Raw genomic sequence first — 25,690 nt, 5'->3', positions numbered from 1 at the left:
TCTAGGACCCGCGGCGTAAGCCCTTCGCTGCGCGCACGTTAAACACGCGCCTGTCCTTTATTGTGTTGAATCAGAAGGCGGGGTCTTGAGCAACTCTATGGTTCTAGTGCCGCCAATGATGTCATGGAGCCAACGGTGTTGTTTGTCCAGTACCAACCAAATAAAATTAATGCCTGTTATAAACCCACAACAAGCTGCCGAAAAGCGCCTGATGCTTTGTAAATAGGTGGGAGGGGCGTTACTGTACTGGTCGACAATTTTTAGACGCCAAGTTTTCATGGGTACCGTTTGTCCACTTCGCTGCCATTGATAGATAAAGTAAATGGCTATGATGAGTAATAAATAAGCGCGATACCATGAGCGAAGTTCAGGGTGATGGGGGTAATCGGTAAGATAGACAAAAGGTAAGCCGGCAAGAATGCCGAGCCCCATGAGAATCAGTATTTCATAAACCAAACAAATCATACGTGAGAGAACTTTAGCTGGCATTACTTAAGGCTTAGCTGGGTCTGCAGGGGCAGGCTCGGGATGTTGTTTACTCCACTGAGATTTAATGGCTTCTTTTTTCTCTTTAGGGAGGTGATGCCATTTTTTATAATTTTTACGGGCTCTTTCTTGTACCACTTTAGGGAGTCTTGACCAGATGACGATATTTTTTTGAAAGCGCTGTTGTTGCTGAGTATTGAGTTTTTTATAATGCTTGGCGGCATTTAATAGACGTTGACGCCGTTGCAGTGACAAACGCTCCCAATTGTTGTGCGCAGGGGCCAGTATCGTTTGTTGTTCTTTGGTTAACCCATCCCAATGCATATTAGGCTCGTGGGCAGGGATCAAGGCAGTGAACAGTGCCAAGATCAAACTCAACACCAATAGGATTAGTTTTCTAACCATTGACTGAGCTCTGGGTTGGCAAGAATTTGCAGAGGCATGTCGCTTGACAGTAATTTGGCATCAAGAAAACCCTGATCCTCTTCGTTTTGTTCATGGATCCATGCGCTATAGGTTGCTACGGCAGATATTAAGACTAATGAGCCAATAATAGCGACCAATTGTTCACGCCATACTATAGGAGGGATAGCTAAAGTGGAACCTGGATACAGCGTGCGTTGACCACTCGCCTTAACCGCCTGATGGCGAATGGCTTGTAGTTTTTCCTGAGTCGTCACGGCAATAGCTTGACTACTTTGGTCTAAATTGTGACAGAGTAGTTGAATGAATTGATCATCTTTCATGGAGCGATTCCTTTTTGACTAAGCAGCGCAGTAAGGCTGGCAAGAGCTCTAGAACTGTGTGTTTTAACACTGCCCTCAGAGCAACCCATAGCCTTCGCAGTTTCTCGCACATCTAACCCTTCCCAATAACGCAGTAAAAATGCTTCGCGTTGACGTGGCGGTAATTTTTCTATAGCTTTATCAATGATTTCAAGGAGTTGCTTTTGCTCTAGGAGGCTGTCGGGTCGACATACTTGCTCCTGTTCCGGGTGAAGTTGTTCAATCCATTCTTGGTCGGAACTGTCATCATCGCTCTGTTGAAAACTACTAAACAAGGGGGTCCACCAATGACGAATTTTTTGTCGCCGGTAGAAATCACGAATCGTGTTTTGTAAGATACGATGAAACAAGGGATGCAACTCTTTTACGGGTAAATGGCTATATTTTTCAGCCAATTTAACCATTGCCTCCTGGACTACATCCAAAGCGCTACTCTCGTCTTTAACAGCGAAAAGCGCATGCTTGAAAGCGCGTTTTTCCACTTCTGCTAAAAAAATATCTAATTCCTGTGCTGTGGCCAGAGCAGTAACTTCCCTAAAAATGCCAAGTGTAACAGAGTCGAGGTCTCTATGGCTAAAGCCATAGGGCTTCACAGGGTGGTGGACTCATTCTTTAGCACCAAGAAGAGAGTGTCCCCACATCATAATGAAAACGGCGTGAAGAGAGTCAGCCACGCAAAGTGGTGCTATGTTCAGGTGATGGGGGGATGAAACACCTATCAGGGTTATCCTAATGCGCAATCTTTCCCTCATCTTATGCTTTGCACCTCAGGGGCTAAGGCTTGTGGCGTATTCATGGCAGGTTAACACATGGCAGGTTAGCTCTTGACCTTCAGCTATGAAAAGGATACGCTGATAGGTTTTCAGTACGCAGCAGAGGTAATCTGTTCGTATTACTTAACCTTACAATAAACACTTTGACGGAAAATGGTTGAATCATGAGATTAACCGGTGCAGAAATAGCAATTCAATGTTTAGTTGAAGAAGGGGTTCCCTTTGTTTTTGGCTATCCAGGCGGGGCTGTGCTTCATATTTATGACGCTTTATTTAATCAAGATAAACTCAGGCATATTCTCGTGCGTCATGAGCAAGCGGCGCTTCACGCCGCTGACGCTTATGCGCGGGCCACGGGCAAGCCTGGCGTCGCGTTGGTCACCAGCGGTCCTGGTGTGACCAATGCCATTACGGGAATTGCTACGGCTTATATGGATTCCATTCCAATGGTTATTATCTCGGGACAAGTCCCTACTCCGGCCATTGGTTTGGATGCCTTTCAAGAGGTGGATACAGTCGGGATTACTCGCCCCTGTGTGAAACATAACTTCTTGGTGAAAAACGTGGACGACTTAGCGAGTACCATGAAAAAAGCCTTTTATGTGGCAACCTCTGGTCGCCCTGGTCCCGTGTTAGTGGATATCCCTAAGGATATCTCGCAACATGTGACAGAGTTTGTTTATCCTAAAACGGTGAGTATGCGCTCATATAATCCAGTGACTAAGGGGCATTCAGGACAGATTAAGAAAGCCGTACAAATGTTAATGGAAGCGAAACGTCCGATGATTTATGTGGGGGGAGGCGCTATTTTAGGCGATGCTACTCATTTGGTGACGAAGCTGGTTAGGGACCTTGGCTTTCCTTGCACCAATACTCTCATGGGACTCGGCGCTTTCCCAGCCACAGACCCTCAATTTGTGGGCATGCTTGGTATGCATGGTACCTATGAAGCTAACCTTGCTATGCAACACTGCGATGTGTTGTTGGCTGTGGGAGCCAGATTTGATGATCGCGTGATTGGTAATACGCAACATTTTTTTGTTGAGGGACGACGAATTATTCATATCGACATTGACCCTTCTAGTATTTCCAAACGGGTAAGGGTTGACGTTCCTATTGTTGGCAATATTGCTGATGTGGTACATGAAATCCTTAAGTTGGTTGAAGAAAGTACTGTTTCCGTGGATGCCTTGGCACTGAAACAATGGTGGCAGCAAATTAATACATGGCGAGAACGCCAGTGCCTGAACTATACCAACTCTACTGAGGTGATCAAACCCCAATACGTAATAGAGCAACTCTATGAAGTAACCCATGGCGATGCCATTGTGACCTCCGATGTGGGCCAGCATCAAATGTGGGCTGCTCAATACTATAAATTTGATAAACCTCGGCGTTGGTTGAATTCCGGCGGACTTGGCACCATGGGTTTTGGGTTGCCGGCAGCCATGGGGGCTCAGTTGGCCTTTCCTGATATGACGGTGGCCTGCGTAACAGGAGAAGCCAGCATTCAAATGTGTATACAGGAATTGTCTACGTGCAAACAATATCACCTGCCAGTAAAAATCGTTAACTTGAACAATCGCTACCTTGGCATGGTTCGGCAATGGCAGGAAATCTTGCATGGCAATCGGTATTCAGAGTCTTACATGGATGCTTTGCCTGATTTCGTTAAATTGGCCGAGAGTTATGGTCATGTGGGGATGCGTATTGAAAATCCCGCAGATGTTGAAGGGGCATTAAAAGAAGCGTTTTCATTGAAGGATCGGGTGGTCTTTTTAGACTTCCTGACGGATCAAACGGAAAATGTTTTTCCAATGGTAAAAGCTGGAGCCGGTTTAACAGAAATGTTGCTTGGTGCTGAAGATCTGTAATTATTAGGATAGTAAATAATGCGTCATATTTTGTCTTTGTTACTGGAAAACGAGTCTGGAGCCCTCTCTCGAGTGGCTGGTCTGTTCTCAGCCCGTGGTTATAATATTGAAGCGCTAAGTGTGGCTCCTACTGAGGATCCCACTCTCTCACGAATGACCATAGTGACGAGTGGTTCTGATGATGTAATCGAACAAATTACTAAGCAACTCAATAAATTAATTGATGTGATTAAGGTGTTTGATCTCAATGAAGGCCGTTATATTGAGCGTGAATTAATGCTGGTAAAAGTACGTGCTGAAGGCGCTGATCGCGAGGAAATTAAACGTACTGCTGATATTTTCAGAGGTAGGGTTATCGATGTGACCGATCGAACCTATACCATTGAATTAACTGGGCCACGAGATAAGCTGGATGCATTTTTAGAGGCCATTGATAACTCCATGATTCTTGAGACCGTTAGAACCGGTGCCTCCGGTATTGGACGTGGTGAATGGATATTAAAAGTTTAACTGGGAGAAGTGAAAATGAATGTGTTTTATGAAAAAGATGCCGACTTATCATTAATTAAAGGTAAGAAAGTCACTATCGTTGGATATGGTTCTCAAGGACATGCTCACGCCAATAACTTAAAAGATTCTGGTGTTGATGTGACAGTGGCCCTTCGCAGTGGTGGTGCCTCTTGGAAAAAAGCTGAAGCAGCTGGACTGAAGGTGAAAGCTGTGGCGGAGGCAGTGAAGGACGCTGATTTGGTCATGATTCTGTTGCCCGATGAAAGCCAACCACAAGTCTATCAAGATGAGATTGCTCCTAACATTAAAGCAGGTGCTGCCTTGGCTTTTGCTCATGGCTTCAATGTTCATTTTGGTCAGATCACTCCCCGTGCTGATATTGATGTGATTATGATTGCCCCCAAAGGCCCAGGGCATCTTGTGCGCTCCACTTACACGCAAGGCGGTGGTGTGCCCAGTTTAATTGCGGTTTATCAAGATGCTTCAGGACGCGCTCGAGACGTAGCGCTATCCTACGCAGCCGCTAACGGCGGGGCACGGGCCGGCGTGATTGAAACTTCTTTCCGTGAAGAGACTGAGACGGATTTATTTGGTGAGCAAGCCGTGTTGTGCGGTGGCGCAACAGCCTTAGTGCAGGCAGGTTTTGATACATTGGTGGAAGCGGGTTACGCGCCAGAAATGGCTTATTTTGAGTGCTTGCATGAATTGAAATTGATTGTAGATTTAATGTATGAAGGCGGTATTGCTAACATGCGTTATTCCATCTCAAACACCGCAGAATATGGTGATTTAACCCGGGGTCCTCGTGTGATCACAGAGGAAACACGCCAGGAAATGCGTAAAATATTAAAAGAGATCCAAACGGGTCAGTTTGCCAAAGAGTTTATTCTCGAAAACAAAGCTGGCGCTGCCTCTATGCATGCAATGCGTCGCTTGGGCGCAGAATCCACTATTGAAGTAGTGGGAGCTAAATTGCGTGACATGATGCCGTGGATTAAGAAAAACAAGTTAGTCGATCAAACGAAAAATTAATCCTTGAAAGCTCCTTACCCTCACCCCATTATTGCTCGTGAAGGGTGGCCCTACATTGTAGGTGTCGCCCTTGTCTCGTTGCTGTGCACGATGTACTTGAGTGCCTTCGTAGCGCTTCCCCTCTATGTGGTATTGCTGTTTGTGATACAGTTTTTTAGGGATCCGCCCCGCGTGCTCCCACCTCAACCGGGTATTGTTTCTCCCGCAGATGGACGCATTGTGGCAGTGATGCCTTGCCTCGATCCTTATTTGAATTGTGAAGCCATTAAAATTAGCGTATTCATGAATGTGTTTAATGTGCACTCAAATCGCAGCCCAGTTCATGGAGTGGTGGAGGACATTCGTTATTTTAGAGGATCCTTTGTCAATGCGGATTTGGATAAGGCCTCTGAGGCCAACGAGCGCAATGCCTTGATTATTCGTGCGGACAATAAACAGCTTTTATCCTGTGTCCAAGTGGCAGGTTTAATTGCACGAAGAATTCTCTGTTATGTTAAGGTGGGGCAACAGTTAAGTCCTGGCGAGAGATACGGCTTTATTCGTTTTGGCTCTCGCGTGGACCTGTATTTACCTTTGGGTAGCGTGATTAAAGTTGCCATTGGTGATAGAGTGTGGGCTGGTAGCACACTACTGGCCGAATGGGGAGAGTGAGGGTGGATGAACAAGAAAGAGCGCAACCATTTAAAATCTTATCCTTGAAGGAGCGTGCGGCGCAGCGCCGAGGCATCTATTTACTGCCAAATCTCTTCACCACTGCCGCACTTTTTGCTGGATTTTTTTCTATTGTCCAAGGCATGAATGGCCAGTTTGAAATGGCCGCTCAAGCTATCTTTATTGCCATGGTTTTTGATGGTTTAGATGGGCGTGTGGCGCGCTTAACTCATACGCAAAGCGCTTTTGGCGCAGAATATGATTCTCTATCGGATATGGTGTCCTTTGGTGCAGCTCCTTCCCTGGTTATCTATGAGTGGTCCCTAAGAGGCTTAGGTAAGCTTGGGTGGATTGCAGCTTTTGTTTACTGTGCCGGAGCGGCGCTGCGTCTAGCAAGATTTAATACACAACTTGGCATTGCTGATAAACATTGGTTCACGGGTTTACCCAGCCCTGCAGCCGCTGCCTTGTTAGCTGGGATGGTATGGGTCATGGATGCCAGTTATCAGATTCCAGGTGGAAAAATTGCTTGGCTGGTGTGGGCGTTAACCGTATTTGCTGGTTTGTCGATGGTCTCTAATGTGCGTTTTTATAGCTTTAAGGATCTTAACTTACGACGCAGCGTTCCCTTTTGGGCGGTACTATTGATTCTGTTGGGGTTTGTCATTGTCAGTATTGATCAAGCGCGGGTACTGTGGGGAGTTTTTCTGATTTATGCCTTATCCGGTTACGCGGTATCAATAAAAGGATGGTTAGCTCATCGTCAACAACAGGGTACCACTGAAAAATAAAAAAAGGACAATCTGTTACCAAATTGTCCTTAAGGTGTAGCTCTGATTTCACTGTCTGCAATAAAACAATATCAGAGATGAATCTATAAAACTTCATTTTAAGGCCATTAAATTGTAAATATTTATAACGAAACCATAAGAATGCATCGTTCAAATATTTCTAACTATATGTTTAAGTTTAATTTTTTTACTTTTTTCTATTTGTTACTAATACTGACTTTTCCAACGCTGGCAGCTGAAGAGGCTCCTGTGGTGGGAGTTGTTGCCACTTCGCATCCGCTTGCTACGGAGGCTGGACTGTCGATCCTGCGAGCTGGCGGCAATGCTATTGACGCCGCCGCGGCAGTACAATTTGCTCTTAATGTGGTGGAACCCCAGTCCTCGGGTATGGGTGGGGGGGCATTTATTTTAGTGTATATCGCTAAAACCCATCAGGTTTATGCAGTGGACGCAAGGGAGGTGGCACCGCAACTCGCTACCCCTGATCAGTTCATGGGGCATCGGTTTGAGGAAAATTCCTCTAGTGGCATTAGCGTTGGGGTTCCGGGGACGGTGGCTGGGTTTAACGCACTATTGAACCAATGGGGCAGAATGACTTTGGGCCAAGTATTGCAACCTGCCATGCGTTTGGCGCAACAAGGATTTGCCGTGACACCCTATTTGGCGGGAGCGCTAAAAGATCATCGAGCCAAACTTCTGCGTGAGTCAAACAGTCCTTTTTTTAATCAGGATGGCACGCCCTTGAGGGTGGGTCAGCGCCTAGTTCAGGTTGAACTTGCCCATACCTTTGAGATTCTAGCTAAAGAAGGGGCGACCTCCTTTTACCGAGGGGAGATAGCCCACGCCATTGTGGCCGCTCAACGGAGTTCAAGAATGGGCCCGGCTGGATGGGGTCGTATGAGCTTGACTGACTTGGCTAACTATCACGTGTATATCAGAAAAGCTTTAGCGTTTGATTACCAGGGTTATCATTTAGTGGGGATGCCCCCGCCCTCATCGGGAGCCAGTAGTTTATTTGAAGCCTTGGGTATTGTGTCCCCCTATACCCATGACAAGACATGGCAAGATAGGGCTTATCGAGATCACCTCTCCTTGCAGGCCTTATCCATGGCTTTTCAAGATCGAGAGAATTTTTTTGGTGATCCGGAGCAAATGACCTTAAACCCTAACGCGGTACTCACTCCCTCCTTTCTCGATCAACGCAGTAAAGCCCTATTGTTAGGCAAGTTGCCTAATCAACTGATTCCCTTGCCAAAGCCTAGTGGGACAAACACTACTCATTTTTCTATTGTAGACAAAGAGGGTAATGTGGTGAGTTGTACGAGTACCGTTGAGCAATTATGGGGCAGTGGGTTATGGGTCAACCAATATGGTTTTTTATTAAATAATGAATTAACAGATTTTGACGCAAATCCTCTGTTGGCGGATGGCAAGCCCTCGCCCAACCAAGTTAAGGCAGGATTGCGACCAAGAAGTAGTATGTCGCCTATATTGGTCTTTCACCAAGGACGGTGGATTCTCGCCTATGGTTCTCCTGGCGGACCGACTATCATTAGTACCTTACTGCAGGTAACGCAGGGGCTGTTGGATTTGCACAATACTCCCCAGCAGGTGATCAGCGAACCACGCTATGCGGTAATGAATGGGGCTGGCTTCACTTTAATTGAACAGTCCTTCCCGGTAGCGCTTGAAAACGAGCTTAAGCAGCTTGGCCATCAACTAACGGTTAATCCAGATGCGCAAGGGTCTGTGCAAGCCGTAGGCTTAGATGAGGAGTATCATTATTACTGGGGAGCAGCGGATCCACGGCGTGATGGCAGCGTGGGTTATCAATAATTGCCCTCGTATCATTATGTTTGCATAAAAGTGGGTTTTAGACGTATAATGCAAAGCTTTCTTATTAGTTAATACAGTTTGGAGATATCCATGGCAAGCACTGCCGCAGAAAAAGCACAAATTATGGCGGATTACCGTCGTGCCCCCGGTGATACTGGGTCACCTGAAGTACAAATCGCTTTGTTAACGAATCGCATTAATCAGTTAACAGACCATTTTAAATCCCACGTTAAAGACCACCATTCTCGTCGTGGTTTATTAAAACTCGTGAGTCAACGTCGCAGCTTACTGGACTATTTCAAACGCAAGAACATTGACGGTTATCGTCAGTTGATCGGCCGTTTAGGTATTCGCAAGTAATTGGGGACTTGCCCCTGACTATACATAAACGCGGTGTTGCCTCACTCAGGTACACCGCGTTTTAATTTTAATTTCACATTCAGGAGGATTTTCCTGTGAATAAAGTCACAAAAACATTCCAATGGGGTCGTCATCAAGTCACGCTTGAAACTGGCGAAATCGCTCGTCAAGCTGATGGCGCTGTGATGGTGAGCATGGATGACACCGTGGTATTGGTCACCTGCGTCGCACAAAAATCAGCCAAACCTGGCCAAGACTTTTTCCCCTTAACCGTGGATTATCAAGAACGCTTTTATGCAGGCGGCAGAATTCCTGGCGGGTTTTTTAAACGTGAAGGTCGGCCAACGGAAAAAGAAACGCTGACCTCTCGACTGATCGATCGTCCTTTGCGTCCCCTGTTTCCTGAAGGGTTTTATAACGAAGTGCAAATCATTGCTACGGTGATGTCCAGTAACAATGAAATTGATCCTGATATTCCAGCCTTGATTGGTGCTTCAGCGGCTGTTGCACTAGCGGGGATTCCCTTTGATGGCCCCATTGGTGCTGCCCGTGTGGGTTACAGTAATGGTCAATATCTGTTGAATCCCCTAGTGAGTGAATTGCCCCAGTCACAGATGGATTTGGTGGTGGCGGGAACGAAAGATGCCGTATTGATGGTGGAATCTGAAGCCATGGAATTGTCTGAGGAGGTGATGCTTGGTGCCGTAGTATTTGGTCATGAGCAAATGCAAGTGGCTATCCAAGCAATTAACGAGCTCGCCCAGGAAGCAGGTCAAGATGATTGGGATTGGCAACCACCAGCTAAGAATGATGCTTTGATCAGCCAATTAGAGGCTTTGGTCAAAGAGGACTTAAAGAATGCTTATCGCATTCATGCTAAACAAGAGCGTAATACAACAATTAGTGAATTGCGCAGTAAAGCCTTAACAACACTATTGCCAGAGAGTGGCAATGCGGACACTGAAAACCATATCAAAACACTCTTTGGTGACCTTGAGGCACGTATTGTTCGTGGACAAATATTAGATGGGGAGCCACGTATTGATGGGCGCGATACCAGAACAGTGCGCCCCATCACTGTGCGCGTGGGTGTGTTGCCACGAACTCATGGTTCAGCGCTATTTACCCGCGGTGAAACCCAAGCTTTAGTGATTGCTACTTTAGGTACAGCCAGAGATGAGCAGGTGATTGATGCCGTCCAAGGGGAATATAAAGAGCGTTTCATGTTGCATTATAATTTCCCCCCTTACTCAACAGGGGAAACAGGCCGGGTGGGTACTCCTAAGCGCCGTGAGATTGGTCATGGCCGTCTTGCTAAGCGCGCCTTGGTCGCAACATTACCTAAACCAGAGGACTTCTCCTATACCATTCGTGTGGTGTCAGAAATCACTGAGTCCAACGGCTCCAGTTCCATGGCCTCTGTCTGTGGCGGATCGCTGGCCTTATTAGACGCAGGGGTACCTGTTAAATCCCATACCGCAGGAGTTGCTATGGGATTAATTAAAGAGGGTAACCGTTTTGCTGTATTAACAGATATTTTAGGCGATGAAGACCATCTGGGCGATATGGACTTTAAAGTGGCTGGAACAGATAGTGGTGTCACTGCTTTGCAGATGGACATTAAGATCACTGGTATCACTAAAGAAATTATGCAAGTGGCTCTGGCGCAGGCCAAAGAAGCACGTATTCACATTTTAGGTATTATGAAACAAGCGGTACCTCATGTGCGTGAAGAATTATCGAGCTTTGCGCCACGCATTATTACCATGAAGATTAATCCAGAAAAAATTCGTGACGTCATTGGTAAAGGTGGTGCTGTGATTCGCGCTTTAACGGAAGAGACGGGAACCACCATTGAAATTCAAGATGATGGAACCGTCAGTATTGCTTGCGTTAGCGGTGATGCTGGAGAGTTAGCAAAGAAACGCATTCAAGAGCTTACCGCTGAAGTGGAAGTGGGTCATGTGTATGATGGCACAGTCCTTAAATTATTGGATTTTGGTGCCATAGTGAGTGTTCTCCCAGGGCGCGATGGCTTACTGCATATCTCACAAATTGCTCATGAACGAGTCAATGCTGTGGGAGACTACTTGAAAGAAGGGCAGCAGGTGAAAGTGAAAGTTCTTGAGGCCGACGAGAAGGGACGTTTACGCTTAAGTATGAAAGCGTTAGTTGAGCCTCCCGTGGCTCCCGCAGCACCGGTTGAGGAAGGGGTATAATACGGCTGTAATTGAGCGGTATTAAACTGGTTTTTTAAAAAATTAAATTAAGCTCCATTAACGAAAAACGAGTTCAAGGTTATGGCAGAGACATTAAAACAATTTAAGCCCTACGTCCCTAAAAAGGGCGAAAGCTATATGAACAAAAAACAACTTGAGCATTTCCAGGCTTTGCTTGAAGATTGGAAATCAGAGTTAAGTCAGGATATCGACCGAACTGTTCATACTATGCAAGATGAAGCCACGGTATTTGCTGACCCCAACGACCGTGCGAGTCAAGAGTCTGACATGGCTTTAGAGCTTCGTAACCGTGATCGTGAGCGCAAGTTAATCAAGAAAATTGATGAAACTATCGCTAAAATCGAAGCTGGGGATTATGGTTATTGTGGCAGTTGTGGCGTAGAAATTGGTTTAAACCGTTTGCAAGCTCGTCCTACAGCCAGTTTATGTATAGATTGTAAGCAGCTAGAGGAAATGCGTGAGAGGCAGGTGGCCAAGTAAACCCCACCAATGCTTCTTATAAAAAACCCTGCTTTGGCAGGGTTTTTTGTGGGTGATGAGATGACGTTTTTAACTGTTAAAGAAGAAGGTTAATTTGACGCCACTGCTCCTCCCAACCATCAAGAGGGCGACGTTTAAACCCAGTTTTGGCGAACTGATGCCAACGTCCAATAACAATACACATCAGTAAATTAGCGCTAACAGAAGGCTGCGTTGTTTGAGTGGCAGGATGCTCAGCAAGTCGTAGGCGTATGGCTTGGCGCAGCGTAGCCTCAACTCGGTCATGAACTTGATTGACGCGTAACTGCAGTCGATCATTCTCGTGCACCAGAGCATCACCAATTAACACTCGGGTCATACCGGGATTCTTATCGGCAAAGGCGAGTAATAAAGTCATGATGGATTCAATTTGATTGAGCGGGTGGGGCTGCTCTTCGATGATGCGATTCATGCGTGTAAAAAGGGTCTCTTCAATAAATTCTATTAACCCCTCAAACATCTGCGCTTTACTTGCAAAATGACGATACAGCGCCGCCTCAGACAGGTTAAGTTTTTCAGCCAAATAAGCGGTGGTGGTTTTAGCAAGCAGGGGTTGCTCTAAAATACTTGCTAGGGCTTGTAGGATTTGATTGCGTCTCTCGCCACTCATCATTGATTGTCATGAATAAAATAGGATTGTGGCATGGTATCACATCGGGCTGTTCAACAGTGTTTAACGACGTGTTCTTGAGGACATCCATGATAAAATAGGTTTTTTTATTTTCAGAGGGTGGCAATTGTGGCAGGACACTCAAAATGGGCCAATATTAAGCATAAAAAAGCAGCAGCCGATGCGAAGCGGGGCAAGGTTTTTACTCGGTTAATTAAAGAGATTACGGTGGCTGCCCGCCTGGGGGGTGGCGATGTGAGTATTAACCCACGACTTCGCCTCGCCGTGGATAAGGCCTACGATCAGAATATGCCAAAGGACACCATTGAGCGTGCCATTAAGCGCGGTTCTGGGGATCTTGAGGGCGTTAATTACGAAGAAGTGCGGTATGAGGGCTATGGCATCAATGGGGCCGCAGTGATGGTGGATTGTTTAACCGATAACCGCGTGCGAACTGTGGCTGATGTGCGGCACGCATTCACGAAGTATGGTGGAAATTTGGGTACTGACGGATCAGTGGCTTTTTTATTTACGCATTGCGGACAATTGATGTACGCTCCGGGTACCAGTGAGGATCGCTTGATGGAAGTGGCCCTTGAAACCGGTGCCCTTGATGTGTTGAGTCATGATGATGGTAGCTTTGAAGTGGTGACCCCACCCTATGAGTTTTCTCATATTAAGGAAGTTCTTGAGAAAGCAGGGTTAGTGGCTGAGTTTGCTGAGGTGTCTATGAAGCCCTCAACGGACACGGAATTATCGGGTGATGAGGCGATAACAATGCAAAAATTGTTGGATGCGTTAGAAAATCTTGATGATGTTCAAGCGGTGTATACCACTGCCATGATCATTGATTAATTCATTATTAGGAGAGCCTCTATTCGTATTTTAGGACTTGATCCTGGTTTGAGAGTGACAGGGTATGGGGTGATTGACCATCATCGGTCAGCGCTCACCTATGTGGCGAGCGGCTCCATAAAAACAGTCACAGATACTTTGCCAGCAAGGCTTAAGATGATTTTCGAGGGGGTTTGTGAGGTGATTGACAGGTATCAGCCTGAACAGGTGGCAATTGAAAATGTCTTTGTCAACATTAATCCGAAATCAACGTTATTGTTGGGGCAGGCCCGTGGCGTTGCTATTGCGGCGGCGGTTCATAAACAGTTACCTGTTGCAGAATATACAGCGTTACAAATTAAACAAGGGGTAGTGGGCTATGGCCATGCCCAAAAGGCACAAATTCAAAATATGGTAATGCGACTGTTACAGCTGCCAACCCCTCCCGCAACGGATCCCGCTGATGCCCTTGCTTGCGCCATACGCCATGCTAACGAGCAAGGTAATCCCCTATTGCCCCCCCGCTTAAAAGGGTTGAAGATGCGACATGGTCGATTGGTGAGCCTATGATCGGACGACTGCAGGGGACTTTGTTAGTGGTTAAGCCGCCACGCCTGTTGGTGGATGTGATGGGAGTGGGCTATGAGGTTGAAGTACCAATGAGTACCCTCTATCAATTGCCGTCTATCAATCAAATTGTGACTCTTCTTATTCACCATGTGGTGCGAGAGGACGCTCAATTACTCTACGGTTTCTATACGGATCTTGAGCGTCAATGGTTTAGACAATTATTAAAAATTTCTGGAGTAGGGCCTAAGCTGGCTTTAAGCGTATTGTCAGGCTTGTCGGTGGAGGAATTGCAGCGCACTATCATGACCCAAGACGCTGTTCGGTTAACGCAAATCCCTGGAGTGGGAAAGAAAACAGCGGAGAGATTAATGCTAGAGCTAAAACAAAGCGTTAGTCAATTTGCTGCATTGTCTGACCCCTTGGTAAGTTTGACTCCCTCTGTTAAAGAGGAAGTGATTGAAGCGCTGTTATCCTTAGGTTATCAAGAACGAGAGGCTAACAAAGCCACTGAGTTATTACCCGAATCAGTGTCAGTGGAAGAGGGTATTCGCGCAGCACTCAAGTCTCTAATGCGCGGTGGAGGTGGTAAGTGATCGAAACAGAACGACTTCTTGATGCTAACAGTCACTCCCGTGATGAGGAAGTGCTCGATCGAGCGCTGCGCCCTAAACAATTAAATGATTATATCGGTCAACATAAGGTACGTGAACAGCTAGCTATTTTTATTGAGGCCGCAAAAGGGCGGGGTGAAGCCTTAGACCATACCTTACTTTTTGGTCCGCCAGGCTTGGGTAAGACCACCCTCGCGCACATCATTGCCCATGAAATGGGCGTACAATTACGTCAAACCTCTGGCCCCGTATTAGAGCGTGCGGGAGATTTGGCGGCAATACTTACTAATTTGGAGTCTGGTGATGTGCTCTTCATTGATGAAATACATCGTTTAAGCCCTGTGGTGGAGGAAATACTCTATCCTGCCATGGAGGACTATCAAATTGATATTATGATTGGTGAAGGGCCCGCCGCCCGTTCCGTTAAAATAGACCTACCACCGTTTACTTTGGTTGGGGCCACTACCCGCGCTGGCATGTTGACCAATCCATTGCGGGATCGTTTTGGTATTGTTGCCCGTCTTGAGTTTTATGAGACCGTGGATTTGGCAAAAATTGTTTCTCGCTCCTCTGACCTGTTACAGATGAATATTGATGAGAACAGTATTAAGGAGCTCGCGGGCCGCTCACGAGGAACACCACGTATTGCTAATCGTTTATTAAAGCGTGTACGTGATTTTGCTGAGGTGAAAGCAGGTGGCCTCGTCAATTTGTCAGTGGCTCAACAAGCGCTTACTTTGCTCGAGGTGGATAGCCAAGGGCTGGATGTTATGGATGCAAAATTATTAAGTTTAATCGTTGAAAAATTTGCTGGCGGTCCGGTGGGAGTGGATAACCTTGCTGCGGCCCTAGGAGAGGCAAGGGACACCATTGAAGATGTCTTAGAGCCCTTTTTGATTCAAAAAGGATTTTTACAGCGTACTCCCCGTGGTCGTGTTGCCACAGCATTAGCTTACCAACACCTTGGAGTACATTGGGATAAAACACCATGACCACAGCACATCAAGAGGCACTATTAACTTCTCTAGCCTGCCGTGTTTACTATGAAGACACCGATGCTGGCGGGGTGGTCTACCATGCTAACTATTTGCGGTTTATGGAACGTGCTCGCTCTGAATGGTTGCGGGAGCGGGGCTTTGATCCGCACCAATTAAAAGAGAGTTATCAGCTGCTGTTTGTGGTGCGCTCTATAGAAATCAAATATCTTGCCCCAGCGCTACTTGGAGATTTATTAACCGTCAGCGCGCAACTGTTGTCCCTTGAGCGAGGACTGTTAACCTTTGATCAGCGGGTGTGGCGACAAGAGCAAGAGTTATCAAGAGCATTAATTCGTGTGGTGAGTGTCTCGACAGAAACCTTCAAATCCATTAATGTGCCAAATTCAATGAAACAAGCTTTAGGAGTGATATGGTGAATGTAACAACAGATATATCTTTAATGTCGCTGGTCACCAATGCTAGCGTGTTGGTACAAGTGGTGATGGGGTTACTATTGATAGCCTCACTCTTTTCCTGGACATCCATTTTTAGGAAAATGTTTTTATTAAAACGCGCCAAACAAGAAACTACTTTATTTGAGGAAGAGTTTTGGGCCGCCAAGGATTTGAACGCTCTCTACCAGAGGGTCTCTGCTGACCGCTATAGTGGCTCTTTAGACAAGATATTTGAAGCAGGCTTTAGAGAGTTTATGCGTCACGTTAAAGCAGGCTATGCAGATCCTGCCATGGTTACCAGCAGCGTTGGGCGCGCCATGAAAGCGACTTTTCAAAGAGAAATGGATACTTTGGAATATGGCTTAGCCTTTTTGGCTTCAGTGGGATCAGTGAGTCCTTATGTGGGTCTGTTTGGCACAGTGTGGGGCATCATGAATGCTTTTCGAGGTTTGTCTAATGTGGGGCAGGCTACTCTTGCTAATGTGGCTCCAGGTATTTCTGAGGCCCTTGTTACTACCGCCATGGGTTTGTTTGCGGCCATTCCCGCGGTGATTGCCTATAATCGTTATGCCCATGAAGTGGATCGATTAGCGATTCGTTTTGAGAGCTTCATGGAAGAGTTTTCAAATATTTTGCAACGTCAAATTCAGCAAGGGAAATAGGCTATGTTGCGTAAACCTCGCCGCTTGATGAATCAAATCAACGTGGTTCCTTATATTGATGTGATGCTGGTATTACTGATTATTTTTATGGTCACAGCACCCATGATTAGTCCTGGACAAATTGATTTACCCAGTGTGGGACAGAGCATGGCGACCCCTGCATCCCCCATACAGGTGAATTTACATTTAAATGGGGATGTCAGTATTATTTATGACAACTCTGGAGAAGTGAATATAGCACGCGGAGACTTGGCAACAAAAATCGTAAGTTTACAACATAGTAATGCAAATCGTCCTGTAGTCATTGCTGCTGATAAAAACATTCGTTATCAAGAAGTGTTAAAAATTATGGATATTTTAAAGCAAGCACAGGTGCAGCACATTGGATTGTTAGCAACGCCCAAGGCCATTTAATGCGTCGCTCTGTTTCACGCTCCCCTCGCCGACAAGATAACACCAAAGCAATTATTTTGGCTTTAGTGGTGCATGGGTTTTTCATACTTTTCTTGATTTTTGGTGTTTCATGGCATCGTTCAGTAAGTAGTACCTTTCAGGCAGAGTTATGGACGGATATCCCAAAACCCGAGGCGCCGAGTAGTCCGCATCCTACTTTAGCACCTCAACCTGAGCCGCCACAGCCCCATCCCAAGCCTGAACCGCCCAAGCCTGAACCGCCCAAGCCTGAACCGCCCAAGCCTTTGCCGCCGCCTGTTAAACCCTTGCCTCCGGTGGAACCTTCTAAGCCGCAGTCTACTCATCAGGTGGATGTGAAAGAGCAGAACGCTGACATTGCTTTAAAGAAAAGGAAACAAGCTGAGGAAGCAAAAGCTAAGGAAGCAAAAGCTAAGGAAGAAAAAGCTAAGGAAGCTAAAGCTAAGAAAATAGCACGAGAAAAACAGATGAAGGAGTTGCTCAAACAAGAGCAGGAAGAGGCTCGTCAGGAACTCCTTGATGATATTCGTCATCAAAAAGCCAAGGCTGCGGCAGCTAAAGTGAAAGCCCTCCAGGAAAAGAAAGCGGCGGAGGCAGCAGCAAAGCAGGCTGCTGAGCAAGAGGTGCAGCTTGACGCTTTTAAGTTAGCGATTATTGCTAAAATTAAACATCATACTAAAGTGCCTTTGTCAGTGCCTAAAGGAAGTACTACCATTATTAAAATTACAGTTTTGCCTGACGGCACTGTATTAAATAAAGTGATTACACAAAGTAGTGGCAATACCGCTTATGATCAAGCAGTATTAGAGGGAATTGATCGTTCACAACCCTTGCCTTTACCAGATGATATAAAATTGCGTCGACAATTCAGAGATATGGAACTTAACTTTACCCATGAAAAATAAAATAATTCGTTTTTTACTATTATTCCTCACCTTCGCTGTGACCCAGGTTCATGCTGAGTTGGCCCTTGATATTACAACGGAGGGAGCTCAGCAATACCCGATTGCAGTATTAAACTTTGTGGATGAATCAGCCTTTGGTAAAAGTGTCACCGATGTGGTGCGTGCCGATTTGAAACGCTCTGGAATTTTTTCGGTACTGGATGCAACGGAAGTCAAACCTATCCCCCCTGATTCCCCTAATATTGCTTGGGCTGATTGGAAGTCACGTAATGCCCAGTATTTAGTGGATGGTAGTGTTACATCAGTTAGCAATGGGCAGTTCCAAGTTTCTTTTAGGCTGTGGGATGTGAACGGTCAAGTTTCACGAAAGGCGTTGTCCTTTACTGGCACACCTAGCCAGTACCGTGCCTTAGCTCATCATATTGCTGATGTCATCTATGAGGATGTAACAGGTATTCGTGGAATTTTTAGCACTAAAATTGCTTATATTGAACAGCAGGGGCAGACAAGAGCATTAAAAATTGCAGACAGTGATGGCTATAACGAAGTGACTATTTTGAGCGCTAAAGCGCCGATTATTTCACCGCGTTGGTCGCCGGATGCCAAAAAAATTGCCTATGTTACTTTTGAATTAGGTCGTCCCATGGTGGTGGTGCAAACCCTAGCCACGGGAAAGCGTGTAATTGTCGCAAAATACCGTGGTAACAACAGTGCTCCAGCCTGGTCCCCAGATGGCAGGTATTTAGCGGTAGTGTTATCAAAAGAAGGGATTGCGCAAATGTACTTAATTCCTTCCGATGGTCGAGGTTATCCAAAACGCTTAACTTATAGTGAAAGTATTGATACAGAACCTACCTTTTCGCCGGACGGGCAATCCATTTATTTTACCTCCGACAGAGGGGGTAACGCACAGATCTACCGTATCTCTGTGAATGGTGGCGAGGCAACTCGTTTGACCTATGGCAGCACATACTGTGTCTCGCCAAGACTCAGTCCTGATGGACGAAAGCTAGTTTATATTGAACGCGATCAGGGATCCTTTCATGTGATGCAAATGGATTTAGCAAGTAATACTAGCCAAATCATGACGGATACAGATTTAGATGAATCTCCAACTTTTGCACCCAATGGTCAGTATATTTTGTACGCCACAAGAATTCACGAGCGTGGGGAATTAGCTATAGTCAGTAGCGATGGACGCAGTCGACAATCTCTTGCTGCAACTAAAGGGGATGTGTATGAACCCGTATGGGGACCATTTGAGTAAACCAAATCCGTGAATATGCGTTACAATTAAGGAAATTTTGATTTATAATGCTTTTTTTAAGAATTTAGTTTACTTTAACAAACATCACAACCCGAGGAAAATTATGAAAAAACTAATGTTAGCTCTAATAATGACTGGTGCCTTAGCTGCTTGCAGCTCAACCCCAACCCCAGCCCCAACTGCGGATACCGGTACTAAGACTGAGGCTCCTGCAGCAGCAGCACCCATGGCAAATGAAATGTTCCCTGCTAAAGGTGTAGGCGGTGCATTGGGCCAACGTAGCGTTTATTATGATTTCGATAAATTTGCCGTGAAAGATCAGTATGCTCCAATCGTTACCGCTCACGCAGGTTTCTTATCTAGTCACAAAGCTGCTCATGTCACTTTACAAGGTAATTGTGACGAGCGTGGTAGCCGTGAGTACAACTTGGCTTTAGGTCAACGTCGTGCTGATAGCGTTAAAAAATTAATGATGGCAAAAGGTGTCAATGCTGATCAAATCGATACCATTTCATTTGGTAAAGAAAAACCACACAATCCAGGTCATAACAAAGCTGCTTGGGCAGAAAACCGTCGTACCGACATCGTTTATCGTGGTGAGTAATTAGTTGAAAACAACTAACTGTAAAACAGTAGCCCTGAAAGTTTTCGGGGCTATTGTTTTTTTTACCCTTACCTTTAATCAGGCTTCTGCTGGCATTTTTTCTGATGACCAACAGTTAGCGGATTTAAAAGCCGTACAAAGTAATCTCAATAAACAAGTTCAAGATTTACTAGAGCGTGTGGAGCGACTAGAGGCTGCTAATCAAAACTTACCTGATATGGTGAGTCAATTTGATAACATGACGCAAAGCTTGGCTGATATTAAAGGCAAAATTGACGAATTAAATAATCGTTTAGATCAGATGACTAAACGTAACCAAGAGCTCTACCTAGATTTAGATTCTCGCCTCAAAGTGTTAGAGGGAGGGAATCCACAAGCTTCAATGGGTGCACTGAAGAATAAGCCTGATGGAGCTATCTTGGATAGCAAAGCGAGTTCTAGCGATAAAAAAGAACAACCTGCTGAACAAGTGGTGGCAAGCGATAAAACTGAAAAACAATCTAAACAAAATAGCAATGAACAAGTGACTGCCGACAACACGGATAAATCTGTTCAAGATAATAGCAAAATCAAAGAAGCGCCTGTGCATCATGGACCAAGTTATGATAGCGGATTAAATGCGTTTAATTCAGGTAAATACGAACAGTCAGTGAAGCTTTTGAAAGCCTTTATTCTTGCCAACCCTGATGATGAAAAAATTCCTAATGCATTGTTTTGGATTGGTTTGAATGATTTAGTACTTAAGGAATATAAAGAGGCAGTGATTGTTAATAAGCGTGTTATTAAGGATTATCCTAAATCAAATAAAGTTCCGGATGCCATGTTGAATCTTTCACGAGCCTATAAAGCCTTAGGGGAAAGCAGTAAAGCGAAAGCTATTGAGCACCAATTGGAAAGCAAATTTCCAGATAGTGAAGCTACAGCAAAGCTCAAAAAACATCAAAAAAAGTAACAATTAGTTGTCAACGCTAAATAGAAATGTCCGCTTTCCTGCAAAGTAGAAATGTCCGCTTTTGCTGTTTCCCTTGCGCTACGGTGTTGCGCGCTGCCCGTCGTGGGCGGATTTGCCGACGGGCATTTTTCTCCAGGGGTGATTGGCTGCAGGCTTGTGTCCGGTGTTGCGCCGAGTCAGTGCCTTGTCGACTCGTGCATTGACCGATTTGCCATCGGCCACCGCCGACTGTCGTTCCGGTTTGTCCATCACGCTGTATGTCAATTCGCGTTTTCTCCAAAGCAGTTCACACGTGCCGTCAAAGTGCCGATGCACCGTCACTTTCGCGCCCCGTAGTCCCAGACCCGTGCCCGTCGTTTCGACCTGCAGCAACTGGTTTTCATGCTGGCAAGACAGGTTTTTTGAGAGCGTTTTCGTTACTTGAACCGACAGGGTGCGCATCAGGCTGGCGGGTGTTCCGGCATAGGCCAGGTGCGCGTCAGACGGGTCTTTGGGCGCGACCGCAAAGCGCCTGTTGAAGTCCTCGATATAGCCCGGCAACCACGCATTGGCCTCGTCCATGTTGTTGATGCCGGCCAGTCGCATTTCCTTGACCAGCCTGTCCTGCAAGGTCTGATTGGCGCGTTCCACGCGTCCTTTGGCCTGCGGGCTGTGCGCGTGGATGCATGCGATTCCCAGCTCGCGCGCCGCACGCGAGAATTGTGTTTCGGCCTCCGGATCGGACTCCTTGGCGTTGATGCGGAAGATGCTGTGGCGGTCAGAGTACAACGCCGCAGGTACGCCGTGCGCCAGAATATGATCGTGCAACACCTGCATATAGTCCAGCGTGGTTTCGCTCGGTGCAAAGCGCAGTTGCGTCAGCCGTCCGGTAGCATCGTCGATGAATACCAGCAGAGTGCAATATTCGCCGCGGTCTTCAAACCAGTCGTGGGGGCTGCCGTCGATCTGGATCATCTCGCCGAAGCGGGCGCGACGCTCGCGCATCGGGTGTGCGCATATGGAGCCGCCTTTCCTGGGGTGCCAGTGGCCCGCCTTGATCATTAGCTGGCGCGTGGTCTCGACAGACAGATTTACCTCATGCAGTTCGGCCAGCTTCTCGCAGGCCAGCGTCGGCCCGAAGTCGCTGTAATGCGCGCCAATGAGATCAATGGCCATCGTGCAGATGGCATCGTCCAGCCGCCGATTCGATGCCTTGCCGCGCTTCCTGCTGATCAGTCCGGACAGCCCCGCTGCCTGATAACGCCGGGTCAGGCGGCGCACCTGGCGGGTAGTGATACCCAGTCGCCGCGCGGCTTCCTGTTGGTCGATTTTGCCCTCTGTCAACAGATCCAGCATCTGGGCTCGCTTCACTTCTTTTTGACTCATGAGTTTGTCCATCTTCAAAATATCCGCCACTGTTTCTAACAGCGTGAGTTTAACTACCAGCGGACATTTCTATTTGGGAGAAACCGGACATTACTACTTTGCGCTAACAAAAAGTAACAATTAGTTTGACTAAAAGCCCTTTCATAAGTTAAAATTTTTGATTAATTTAAGGGGTCGGTAGCTCAGCCGGTAGAGCAGCGGACTTTTAATCCGTTGGTCGCGAGTTCGAATCTCGCCCGACCCACCACACAGCAAAGATTAGCGGGCAATAGCCCGCTTTTCCTTTTACTACACACCATTTGCCCGTTTTGCGGCTCTTTCCCATTTAAGGGGGCACTTTTAATCATCCACAGAGCCCCTTAACACGCACTCTGACATTCTCAAAGTTTTTGAATCCATCAGCTCTTCTCTGAATCAGTTTCATCTTACGGTGGCATCCTTCTGTAATGCCATTAGATTTACTTAACCGCCACATTCTGGCACTCTCCTCTTTCCAGGAGCTGAGTGTTTTACCTAAAGCAGCCACTGGTTTAAAGGCACTTTGTTTTAACTCAGTTAACATAGTTAGGAATACAGGAATCACATCACCACATGCCCGTTGCGTTAAAGCTCTTTTCATCAATAACGTATGAAGTGGTTGTTGGAATGGATAAATGGCTGCAATAGCTGGATACCTGTCTAAGAACAGATCTCTTTTAGCCTTTTTATTGGGCGGTACAACTTATGGGCGAGTAACCTTAACACAGTGCGCCTGAGGCCCAATAGTTCATGATGAACTGTTTCGTGTATAGGAATAGGAATCTGTTGGACGTACCTGTTTACTGTGGCTATGGCTACAACGGGCCAAGCGATTGCACTTCACTTCCATAGAGGTTGATAACCCCTGACTTTTACTGTAGAAAACCTGGTCAATTTAGGATAAGATAGTTCTTGAGCACTTTAATCTCATTTCTCATCGCAAAATCATGAGGTTAGTTTAGATAAACACGATTAAAGAGCACCCCTTGTTTGGTGGAGGCCCCTTTCTCTCTAAAGCTCTTTTTAGTTGTTTTATCTCTTCATTGCTTCCTGAATCTTTTCTAGCTGGCACCACTGCATCATTCGCTCCTCTACTCGCCAATGATCCTTATAAATAATTTACACCATTGAACGAGTTGGGTGGGGAAGGCTAACCTTACAGGCTACTAAAGAGAGGGAACGCCCTGGTTCGTTGGTCTATTTAACTATTTCAAGCTGTTACTCAGCGGTCCAATATCAACGTCGCTGGAGCTACTCATTTAATAAATCCTCATTTAGCCATGTCCATAGCTATAGTCGTATTCCTAATCAATACGTTAAAGAATACCGGTAGGGCAGTCATTCGGTGGGTAGATCACGGCTCTTATTAGTAAAAATAAGGAGTTTTAATTATTGTTATGCGAACGTTGAATGTCGAATTAATAAGTAATTACTTATAGATCCAAGCGGTAAAGATAATTCCTTTATAAATAACGATGAACTGTGCATGTTATAATAGTTATGAAAAACTATTTCTACAGTGAGGGATCTATTGTTTTCAGCTATTTCTAATAATAAAAACTATGGTTTGGGCTTTTTTGAAGCAATTATTACCTCATCTGACGACGCTATTATTTCTATGACATTAGATGGAATAATAACTAGTTGGAATCCTGGCGCTGAAAAAATGTTTGGGTACCAAGCAAAAGAAATTATGGGTTGTTCAACGGTGGTTTTAGCTCCCAAGGAACGTCAATACGAAGAGCAAAAGGTCTTAGCAAAAATCTCATCAGGTGAGAGGGTCTCACATTTTGAGACAGTTAGAAGAAGAAAAGACGGTCGTTACATTAACGTATCCGCAACCATATCACCTATTTTTGATGACCAAGGAAAAATTGTAGGGGCATCCAAGATAGCGAGGGATATTACAAGCCATAAAAAGATAGAAGCTGAACTTAAGGAAAGTGAATCTCGGCTTAACGCTATATTCGACACCACACCTGAGGCAATAATCATTTGTAATTCAGAAATGATTATTAAAATGGTAAACCAACAAGTGGAGAAATTATTAGGTTATTCGGTCACAGAATTAATTGGAAAGTCATTAGAAGACATTATTCTTGAAGAAATACAAAGTACCGTTATTGAATCAACTTATCATAATTCTTTACTAGATTCCATCTTAAGTAAGACAGCTAAGAGATTAACAATAAAAATTAGAACAAAAGATAATGAAAAACGTGACGTAGAAATCAATGTAAGCCATATTAAAAATGAACTCTATGACTATTTTGCATGTTCTCTACGTGATATTGAAGAAAGAAAAAAAATCGAACAAGAGTTAATTTATCGTGCTATGCATGACCCACTTACGGGACTACCTAATCGAATATTTATCCAAGAAAGATTAACAAACGCATTAAAGTATTCACTGAGAAATGAAAGTTTGGTAGCTGTATTCTATATTGATCTTGACGGATTTAAGCCAATTAATGATTTACACGGATTCGAAACTGGAAATGATGTACTCAAAATAATTTCCAATAGATTAGTTGAACAAGTTAGACCCAGTGATACAGTCGCTCGATTATCGGGTGATGAATTTATTATCCTCTTTGAACAAGTGGATCAACCCTCAGCTCTATCAGCACTCGCTGAACGAATTAACATCGTACTGAGAAAGCCAATTGAGGTAGATGGACGGGTATTGTTTCTTAGTGCAAGTATAGGGATAGCTATTAGCAACTCTACTACGCAGAACGCAGACGAACTATTACGCCAAGCTGATACAGCCATGTACTCTGTGAAAGAAAAAGGAAGAGACAGTTGGGTGTTTTTTAATAATAACTTACAAAAACTTGCACAAAAACGCCTTGAAATTATTAATGGTCTTAGATTAGCAATAGAGAGAAATGAGTTGTCTGTTCGCTTTCAGCCTATTGTAGAGTCTGAATCTGGTCGAATTGTCAGTGCAGAATTACTGTTACGTTGGAGTCTCTTAGGAGAAGATATTCCTCCGTCAATGTTTATTCCGATAGCAGAATCCAGTCGTATCATATTAGAAATTGGGACCTCGGTGTTTCGTGAGGCATGTCAGGCTGAAAAGGAATGGAGGACTATTTGGGGCGATAATGCACCGACGGTTTGAGGGTGTAAGAAATTTTGTGTAAACGGTCATTTGGCAGGAAAATCTGCCTAACTTTGAAAAGGAAGTGAACATGACCGTAACAAAGAAATCCCCCTCGCCTGATTTGATTGACCAACTGCTGGCCGGCTACCAGAAACCCGAAGATATACTGGGCGAGCATGGCTTGCTTAAACAGCTCACCAAGGCTGTCGTGGAACGTGCGCTGCAAGCCGAGATGGCAGCCCACCTTGGGCATGACAAGCATGAGCCCATCGCCAATACCGCTGGCAACGCCCGTAATGGCACCAGCCGCAAGACGCTCAAAGGTGAGTTTGGCGAATTGCCTATCGAAATTCCGCGCGACCGGCAAAGCAGCTTTGAGCCGCAACTGATCCCCGAAACATCAAACCCGGCTGGACAGACTTTGACGACAAGATTTTTGTCCTTGTACGGTCGTGGCATGAC

Annotated in this window: 28 protein-coding genes, 1 tRNA gene and 1 pseudogene; 23 read left to right on the top strand and 7 right to left on the bottom strand. The window is 45.5% G+C overall.

What is annotated here, in order from left to right; genetic code table 11:
• Positions 1 to 57: 57 nt before the first annotated feature.
• Genes FERRO_RS09685 through FERRO_RS09670 form a run of 4 tightly spaced genes read right to left on the bottom strand, consistent with a single transcriptional unit; the run spans position 58 to position 1,792 of the window.
• Complete coding sequence (locus tag FERRO_RS09685) at positions 58 to 489, bottom strand: RDD family protein (protein ID WP_056930689.1); 432 nt, start codon at positions 487 to 489, stop codon at positions 58 to 60.
• 3 nt (positions 490 to 492) lie between these two features.
• A complete protein-coding gene (locus FERRO_RS09680; protein WP_082601294.1) occupies positions 493 to 891 on the bottom strand; it encodes a DUF3106 domain-containing protein in 399 nt (132 codons plus the stop codon).
• Positions 876 to 1,232, bottom strand: a complete 357-nt coding sequence (locus FERRO_RS09675) for a DUF3619 family protein (protein ID WP_056930687.1) — start codon at positions 1,230 to 1,232, stop codon at positions 876 to 878. The genes FERRO_RS09680 and FERRO_RS09675 overlap by 16 nt, the downstream gene beginning before the upstream one ends.
• Positions 1,229 to 1,792 (bottom strand): RNA polymerase sigma factor, encoded by a 564-nt coding sequence (locus FERRO_RS09670; protein ID WP_056930723.1) that lies wholly within the window; start codon positions 1,790 to 1,792, stop codon positions 1,229 to 1,231. The genes FERRO_RS09675 and FERRO_RS09670 overlap by 4 nt, the downstream gene beginning before the upstream one ends.
• A 416-nt stretch (positions 1,793 to 2,208) precedes the next feature.
• Between FERRO_RS09670 and FERRO_RS09665 the strand changes: the two genes are divergently transcribed.
• The 9 genes from FERRO_RS09665 to dksA all read left to right on the top strand — a co-directional run bounded on the left by FERRO_RS09665 (position 2,209) and on the right by dksA (position 11,818).
• Positions 2,209 to 3,918: an acetolactate synthase 3 catalytic subunit gene (locus FERRO_RS09665; protein WP_056930686.1), complete on the top strand. Its 1,710-nt coding sequence runs from the start codon at positions 2,209 to 2,211 to the stop codon at positions 3,916 to 3,918.
• Between the two features lie 18 nt (positions 3,919 to 3,936).
• Positions 3,937 to 4,428: an acetolactate synthase small subunit gene (gene ilvN / locus FERRO_RS09660; RefSeq protein WP_056930685.1), complete on the top strand. Its 492-nt coding sequence runs from the start codon at positions 3,937 to 3,939 to the stop codon at positions 4,426 to 4,428.
• Between the two features lie 15 nt (positions 4,429 to 4,443).
• Positions 4,444 to 5,460, top strand: a complete 1,017-nt coding sequence (gene ilvC, locus FERRO_RS09655; protein WP_056930684.1) for a ketol-acid reductoisomerase — start codon at positions 4,444 to 4,446, stop codon at positions 5,458 to 5,460.
• Positions 5,461 to 5,463: 3 nt separating this feature from the next.
• Positions 5,464 to 6,111 (top strand): phosphatidylserine decarboxylase, encoded by a 648-nt coding sequence (locus tag FERRO_RS09650; protein ID WP_056930683.1) that lies wholly within the window; start codon positions 5,464 to 5,466, stop codon positions 6,109 to 6,111.
• 2 nt (positions 6,112 to 6,113) lie between these two features.
• Positions 6,114 to 6,902, top strand: coding sequence for a CDP-diacylglycerol--serine O-phosphatidyltransferase (gene pssA, locus FERRO_RS09645; protein ID WP_239683516.1), 789 nt, complete (start codon positions 6,114 to 6,116; stop codon positions 6,900 to 6,902).
• A 141-nt stretch (positions 6,903 to 7,043) separates the two neighbouring features.
• Positions 7,044 to 8,738: a gamma-glutamyltransferase gene (ggt, locus tag FERRO_RS09640; protein ID WP_056930682.1), complete on the top strand. Its 1,695-nt coding sequence runs from the start codon at positions 7,044 to 7,046 to the stop codon at positions 8,736 to 8,738.
• 90 nt (positions 8,739 to 8,828) lie between these two features.
• Complete coding sequence (gene rpsO, locus FERRO_RS09635; RefSeq protein ID WP_056930681.1) at positions 8,829 to 9,098, top strand: 30S ribosomal protein S15; 270 nt, start codon at positions 8,829 to 8,831, stop codon at positions 9,096 to 9,098.
• 95 nt (positions 9,099 to 9,193) lie between these two features.
• Positions 9,194 to 11,317 (top strand): polyribonucleotide nucleotidyltransferase, encoded by a 2,124-nt coding sequence (gene pnp / locus FERRO_RS09630; RefSeq protein ID WP_056930680.1) that lies wholly within the window; start codon positions 9,194 to 9,196, stop codon positions 11,315 to 11,317.
• An 81-nt stretch (positions 11,318 to 11,398) separates the two neighbouring features.
• The gene (gene dksA / locus FERRO_RS09625) at positions 11,399 to 11,818 is read left to right on the top strand and encodes an RNA polymerase-binding protein DksA (RefSeq protein ID WP_056930679.1); all 420 of its coding nucleotides are present in this window, start codon (positions 11,399 to 11,401) and stop codon (positions 11,816 to 11,818) included.
• Positions 11,819 to 11,894: 76 nt separating this feature from the next.
• Here the strand turns inward: dksA and slmA are convergent, their stop codons facing one another.
• Positions 11,895 to 12,467, bottom strand: coding sequence for a nucleoid occlusion factor SlmA (gene slmA, locus FERRO_RS09620; protein ID WP_056930721.1), 573 nt, complete (start codon positions 12,465 to 12,467; stop codon positions 11,895 to 11,897).
• Positions 12,468 to 12,596: 129 nt separating this feature from the next.
• Between slmA and FERRO_RS09615 the strand changes: the two genes are divergently transcribed.
• The 11 genes from FERRO_RS09615 to FERRO_RS09565 all read left to right on the top strand — a co-directional run bounded on the left by FERRO_RS09615 (position 12,597) and on the right by FERRO_RS09565 (position 20,736).
• Positions 12,597 to 13,322, top strand: a complete 726-nt coding sequence (locus FERRO_RS09615) for a YebC/PmpR family DNA-binding transcriptional regulator (protein ID WP_056930720.1) — start codon at positions 12,597 to 12,599, stop codon at positions 13,320 to 13,322.
• Between the two features lie 21 nt (positions 13,323 to 13,343).
• Entirely contained in the window at positions 13,344 to 13,871 is a 528-nt protein-coding gene (gene ruvC, locus FERRO_RS09610; protein ID WP_056930678.1) for a crossover junction endodeoxyribonuclease RuvC, read from the top strand.
• A complete protein-coding gene (ruvA, locus tag FERRO_RS09605; protein ID WP_056930677.1) occupies positions 13,868 to 14,464 on the top strand; it encodes a Holliday junction branch migration protein RuvA in 597 nt (198 codons plus the stop codon). Before ruvC ends, ruvA begins: the two co-directional genes overlap by 4 nt.
• Positions 14,461 to 15,474: a Holliday junction branch migration DNA helicase RuvB gene (gene ruvB, locus FERRO_RS09600; RefSeq protein WP_056930676.1), complete on the top strand. Its 1,014-nt coding sequence runs from the start codon at positions 14,461 to 14,463 to the stop codon at positions 15,472 to 15,474. Before ruvA ends, ruvB begins: the two co-directional genes overlap by 4 nt.
• A complete protein-coding gene (gene ybgC / locus FERRO_RS09595; protein ID WP_056930675.1) occupies positions 15,471 to 15,896 on the top strand; it encodes a tol-pal system-associated acyl-CoA thioesterase in 426 nt (141 codons plus the stop codon). Before ruvB ends, ybgC begins: the two co-directional genes overlap by 4 nt.
• A complete protein-coding gene (gene tolQ, locus FERRO_RS09590) occupies positions 15,893 to 16,576 on the top strand; it encodes a protein TolQ (RefSeq protein WP_056930719.1) in 684 nt (227 codons plus the stop codon). The genes ybgC and tolQ overlap by 4 nt, the downstream gene beginning before the upstream one ends.
• Before the next feature lie 3 nt (positions 16,577 to 16,579).
• A complete protein-coding gene (locus tag FERRO_RS09585; RefSeq protein WP_056930674.1) occupies positions 16,580 to 16,990 on the top strand; it encodes an ExbD/TolR family protein in 411 nt (136 codons plus the stop codon).
• Complete coding sequence (gene tolA / locus FERRO_RS09580; protein ID WP_056930673.1) at positions 16,990 to 17,913, top strand: cell envelope integrity protein TolA; 924 nt, start codon at positions 16,990 to 16,992, stop codon at positions 17,911 to 17,913. The genes FERRO_RS09585 and tolA overlap by 1 nt, the downstream gene beginning before the upstream one ends.
• Positions 17,903 to 19,180, top strand: coding sequence for a Tol-Pal system beta propeller repeat protein TolB (tolB, locus tag FERRO_RS09575; protein ID WP_056930672.1), 1,278 nt, complete (start codon positions 17,903 to 17,905; stop codon positions 19,178 to 19,180). The genes tolA and tolB overlap by 11 nt, the downstream gene beginning before the upstream one ends.
• A gap of 103 nt (positions 19,181 to 19,283) precedes the next feature.
• The gene (gene pal, locus FERRO_RS09570) at positions 19,284 to 19,784 is read left to right on the top strand and encodes a peptidoglycan-associated lipoprotein Pal (protein ID WP_056930671.1); all 501 of its coding nucleotides are present in this window, start codon (positions 19,284 to 19,286) and stop codon (positions 19,782 to 19,784) included.
• Positions 19,785 to 19,788: 4 nt separating this feature from the next.
• Positions 19,789 to 20,736 (top strand): YbgF trimerization domain-containing protein, encoded by a 948-nt coding sequence (locus tag FERRO_RS09565; protein WP_056930670.1) that lies wholly within the window; start codon positions 19,789 to 19,791, stop codon positions 20,734 to 20,736.
• A 78-nt stretch (positions 20,737 to 20,814) separates the two neighbouring features.
• On the opposite strand, the gene FERRO_RS09560 is transcribed toward FERRO_RS09565, so the two are convergent.
• The gene (locus tag FERRO_RS09560; protein WP_152975674.1) at positions 20,815 to 22,101 is read right to left on the bottom strand and encodes an ISNCY family transposase; all 1,287 of its coding nucleotides are present in this window, start codon (positions 22,099 to 22,101) and stop codon (positions 20,815 to 20,817) included.
• Between the two features lie 171 nt (positions 22,102 to 22,272).
• Between FERRO_RS09560 and FERRO_RS09555 the strand changes: the two genes are divergently transcribed.
• Positions 22,273 to 22,348, top strand: a tRNA-Lys gene (locus FERRO_RS09555).
• A gap of 96 nt (positions 22,349 to 22,444) precedes the next feature.
• Here FERRO_RS09555 and FERRO_RS09550 read toward each other — a convergent pair.
• Positions 22,445 to 22,807: pseudogene (locus FERRO_RS09550) on the bottom strand (transposase); the annotation flags it as partial.
• A gap of 843 nt (positions 22,808 to 23,650) precedes the next feature.
• Between FERRO_RS09550 and FERRO_RS09545 the strand changes: the two are divergent.
• On the top strand, positions 23,651 to 25,246 hold the full coding sequence (locus FERRO_RS09545) for a sensor domain-containing protein (RefSeq protein WP_056930669.1): 1,596 nt from the start codon (positions 23,651 to 23,653) through the stop codon (positions 25,244 to 25,246).
• Positions 25,247 to 25,316: 70 nt separating this feature from the next.
• Positions 25,317 to 25,690: transposase (locus FERRO_RS09540; protein WP_192839868.1), on the top strand; the 374-nt coding region annotated here is incomplete at its 3' end.

Origin of the sequence: Ferrovum sp. JA12, from assembly GCF_001431705.1 — a bacterium.
Classification (GTDB): domain Bacteria; phylum Pseudomonadota; class Gammaproteobacteria; order Burkholderiales; family Ferrovaceae; genus PN-J185.
Note: the sequence above shows the minus strand (reverse complement) of the source record. Positions and strands in the feature narration are given on the sequence as shown.

Coding starts and splice junctions, on each gene's coding strand:
- dksA (WP_056930679.1), top strand. CDS start 11,399: ATGGCAGAGACATTAAAACAATTTAAGCCCTACGTCCCTAAAAAGGGC.
- FERRO_RS09680 (WP_082601294.1), bottom strand. CDS start 891: ATGGTTAGAAAACTAATCCTATTGGTGTTGAGTTTGATCTTGGCACTG.
- ggt (WP_056930682.1), top strand. CDS start 7,044: ATGCATCGTTCAAATATTTCTAACTATATGTTTAAGTTTAATTTTTTT.
- FERRO_RS09585 (WP_056930674.1), top strand. CDS start 16,580: ATGTTGCGTAAACCTCGCCGCTTGATGAATCAAATCAACGTGGTTCCT.
- tolB (WP_056930672.1), top strand. CDS start 17,903: ATGAAAAATAAAATAATTCGTTTTTTACTATTATTCCTCACCTTCGCT.
- ruvA (WP_056930677.1), top strand. CDS start 13,868: ATGATCGGACGACTGCAGGGGACTTTGTTAGTGGTTAAGCCGCCACGC.
- FERRO_RS09665 (WP_056930686.1), top strand. CDS start 2,209: ATGAGATTAACCGGTGCAGAAATAGCAATTCAATGTTTAGTTGAAGAA.
- tolA (WP_056930673.1), top strand. CDS start 16,990: ATGCGTCGCTCTGTTTCACGCTCCCCTCGCCGACAAGATAACACCAAA.
- rpsO (WP_056930681.1), top strand. CDS start 8,829: ATGGCAAGCACTGCCGCAGAAAAAGCACAAATTATGGCGGATTACCGT.
- FERRO_RS09560 (WP_152975674.1), bottom strand. CDS start 22,101: ATGAGTCAAAAAGAAGTGAAGCGAGCCCAGATGCTGGATCTGTTGACA.
- ilvN (WP_056930685.1), top strand. CDS start 3,937: ATGCGTCATATTTTGTCTTTGTTACTGGAAAACGAGTCTGGAGCCCTC.
- ilvC (WP_056930684.1), top strand. CDS start 4,444: ATGAATGTGTTTTATGAAAAAGATGCCGACTTATCATTAATTAAAGGT.
- FERRO_RS09675 (WP_056930687.1), bottom strand. CDS start 1,232: ATGAAAGATGATCAATTCATTCAACTACTCTGTCACAATTTAGACCAA.
- pal (WP_056930671.1), top strand. CDS start 19,284: ATGAAAAAACTAATGTTAGCTCTAATAATGACTGGTGCCTTAGCTGCT.
- ybgC (WP_056930675.1), top strand. CDS start 15,471: ATGACCACAGCACATCAAGAGGCACTATTAACTTCTCTAGCCTGCCGT.
- slmA (WP_056930721.1), bottom strand. CDS start 12,467: ATGAGTGGCGAGAGACGCAATCAAATCCTACAAGCCCTAGCAAGTATT.
- FERRO_RS09685 (WP_056930689.1), bottom strand. CDS start 489: ATGCCAGCTAAAGTTCTCTCACGTATGATTTGTTTGGTTTATGAAATA.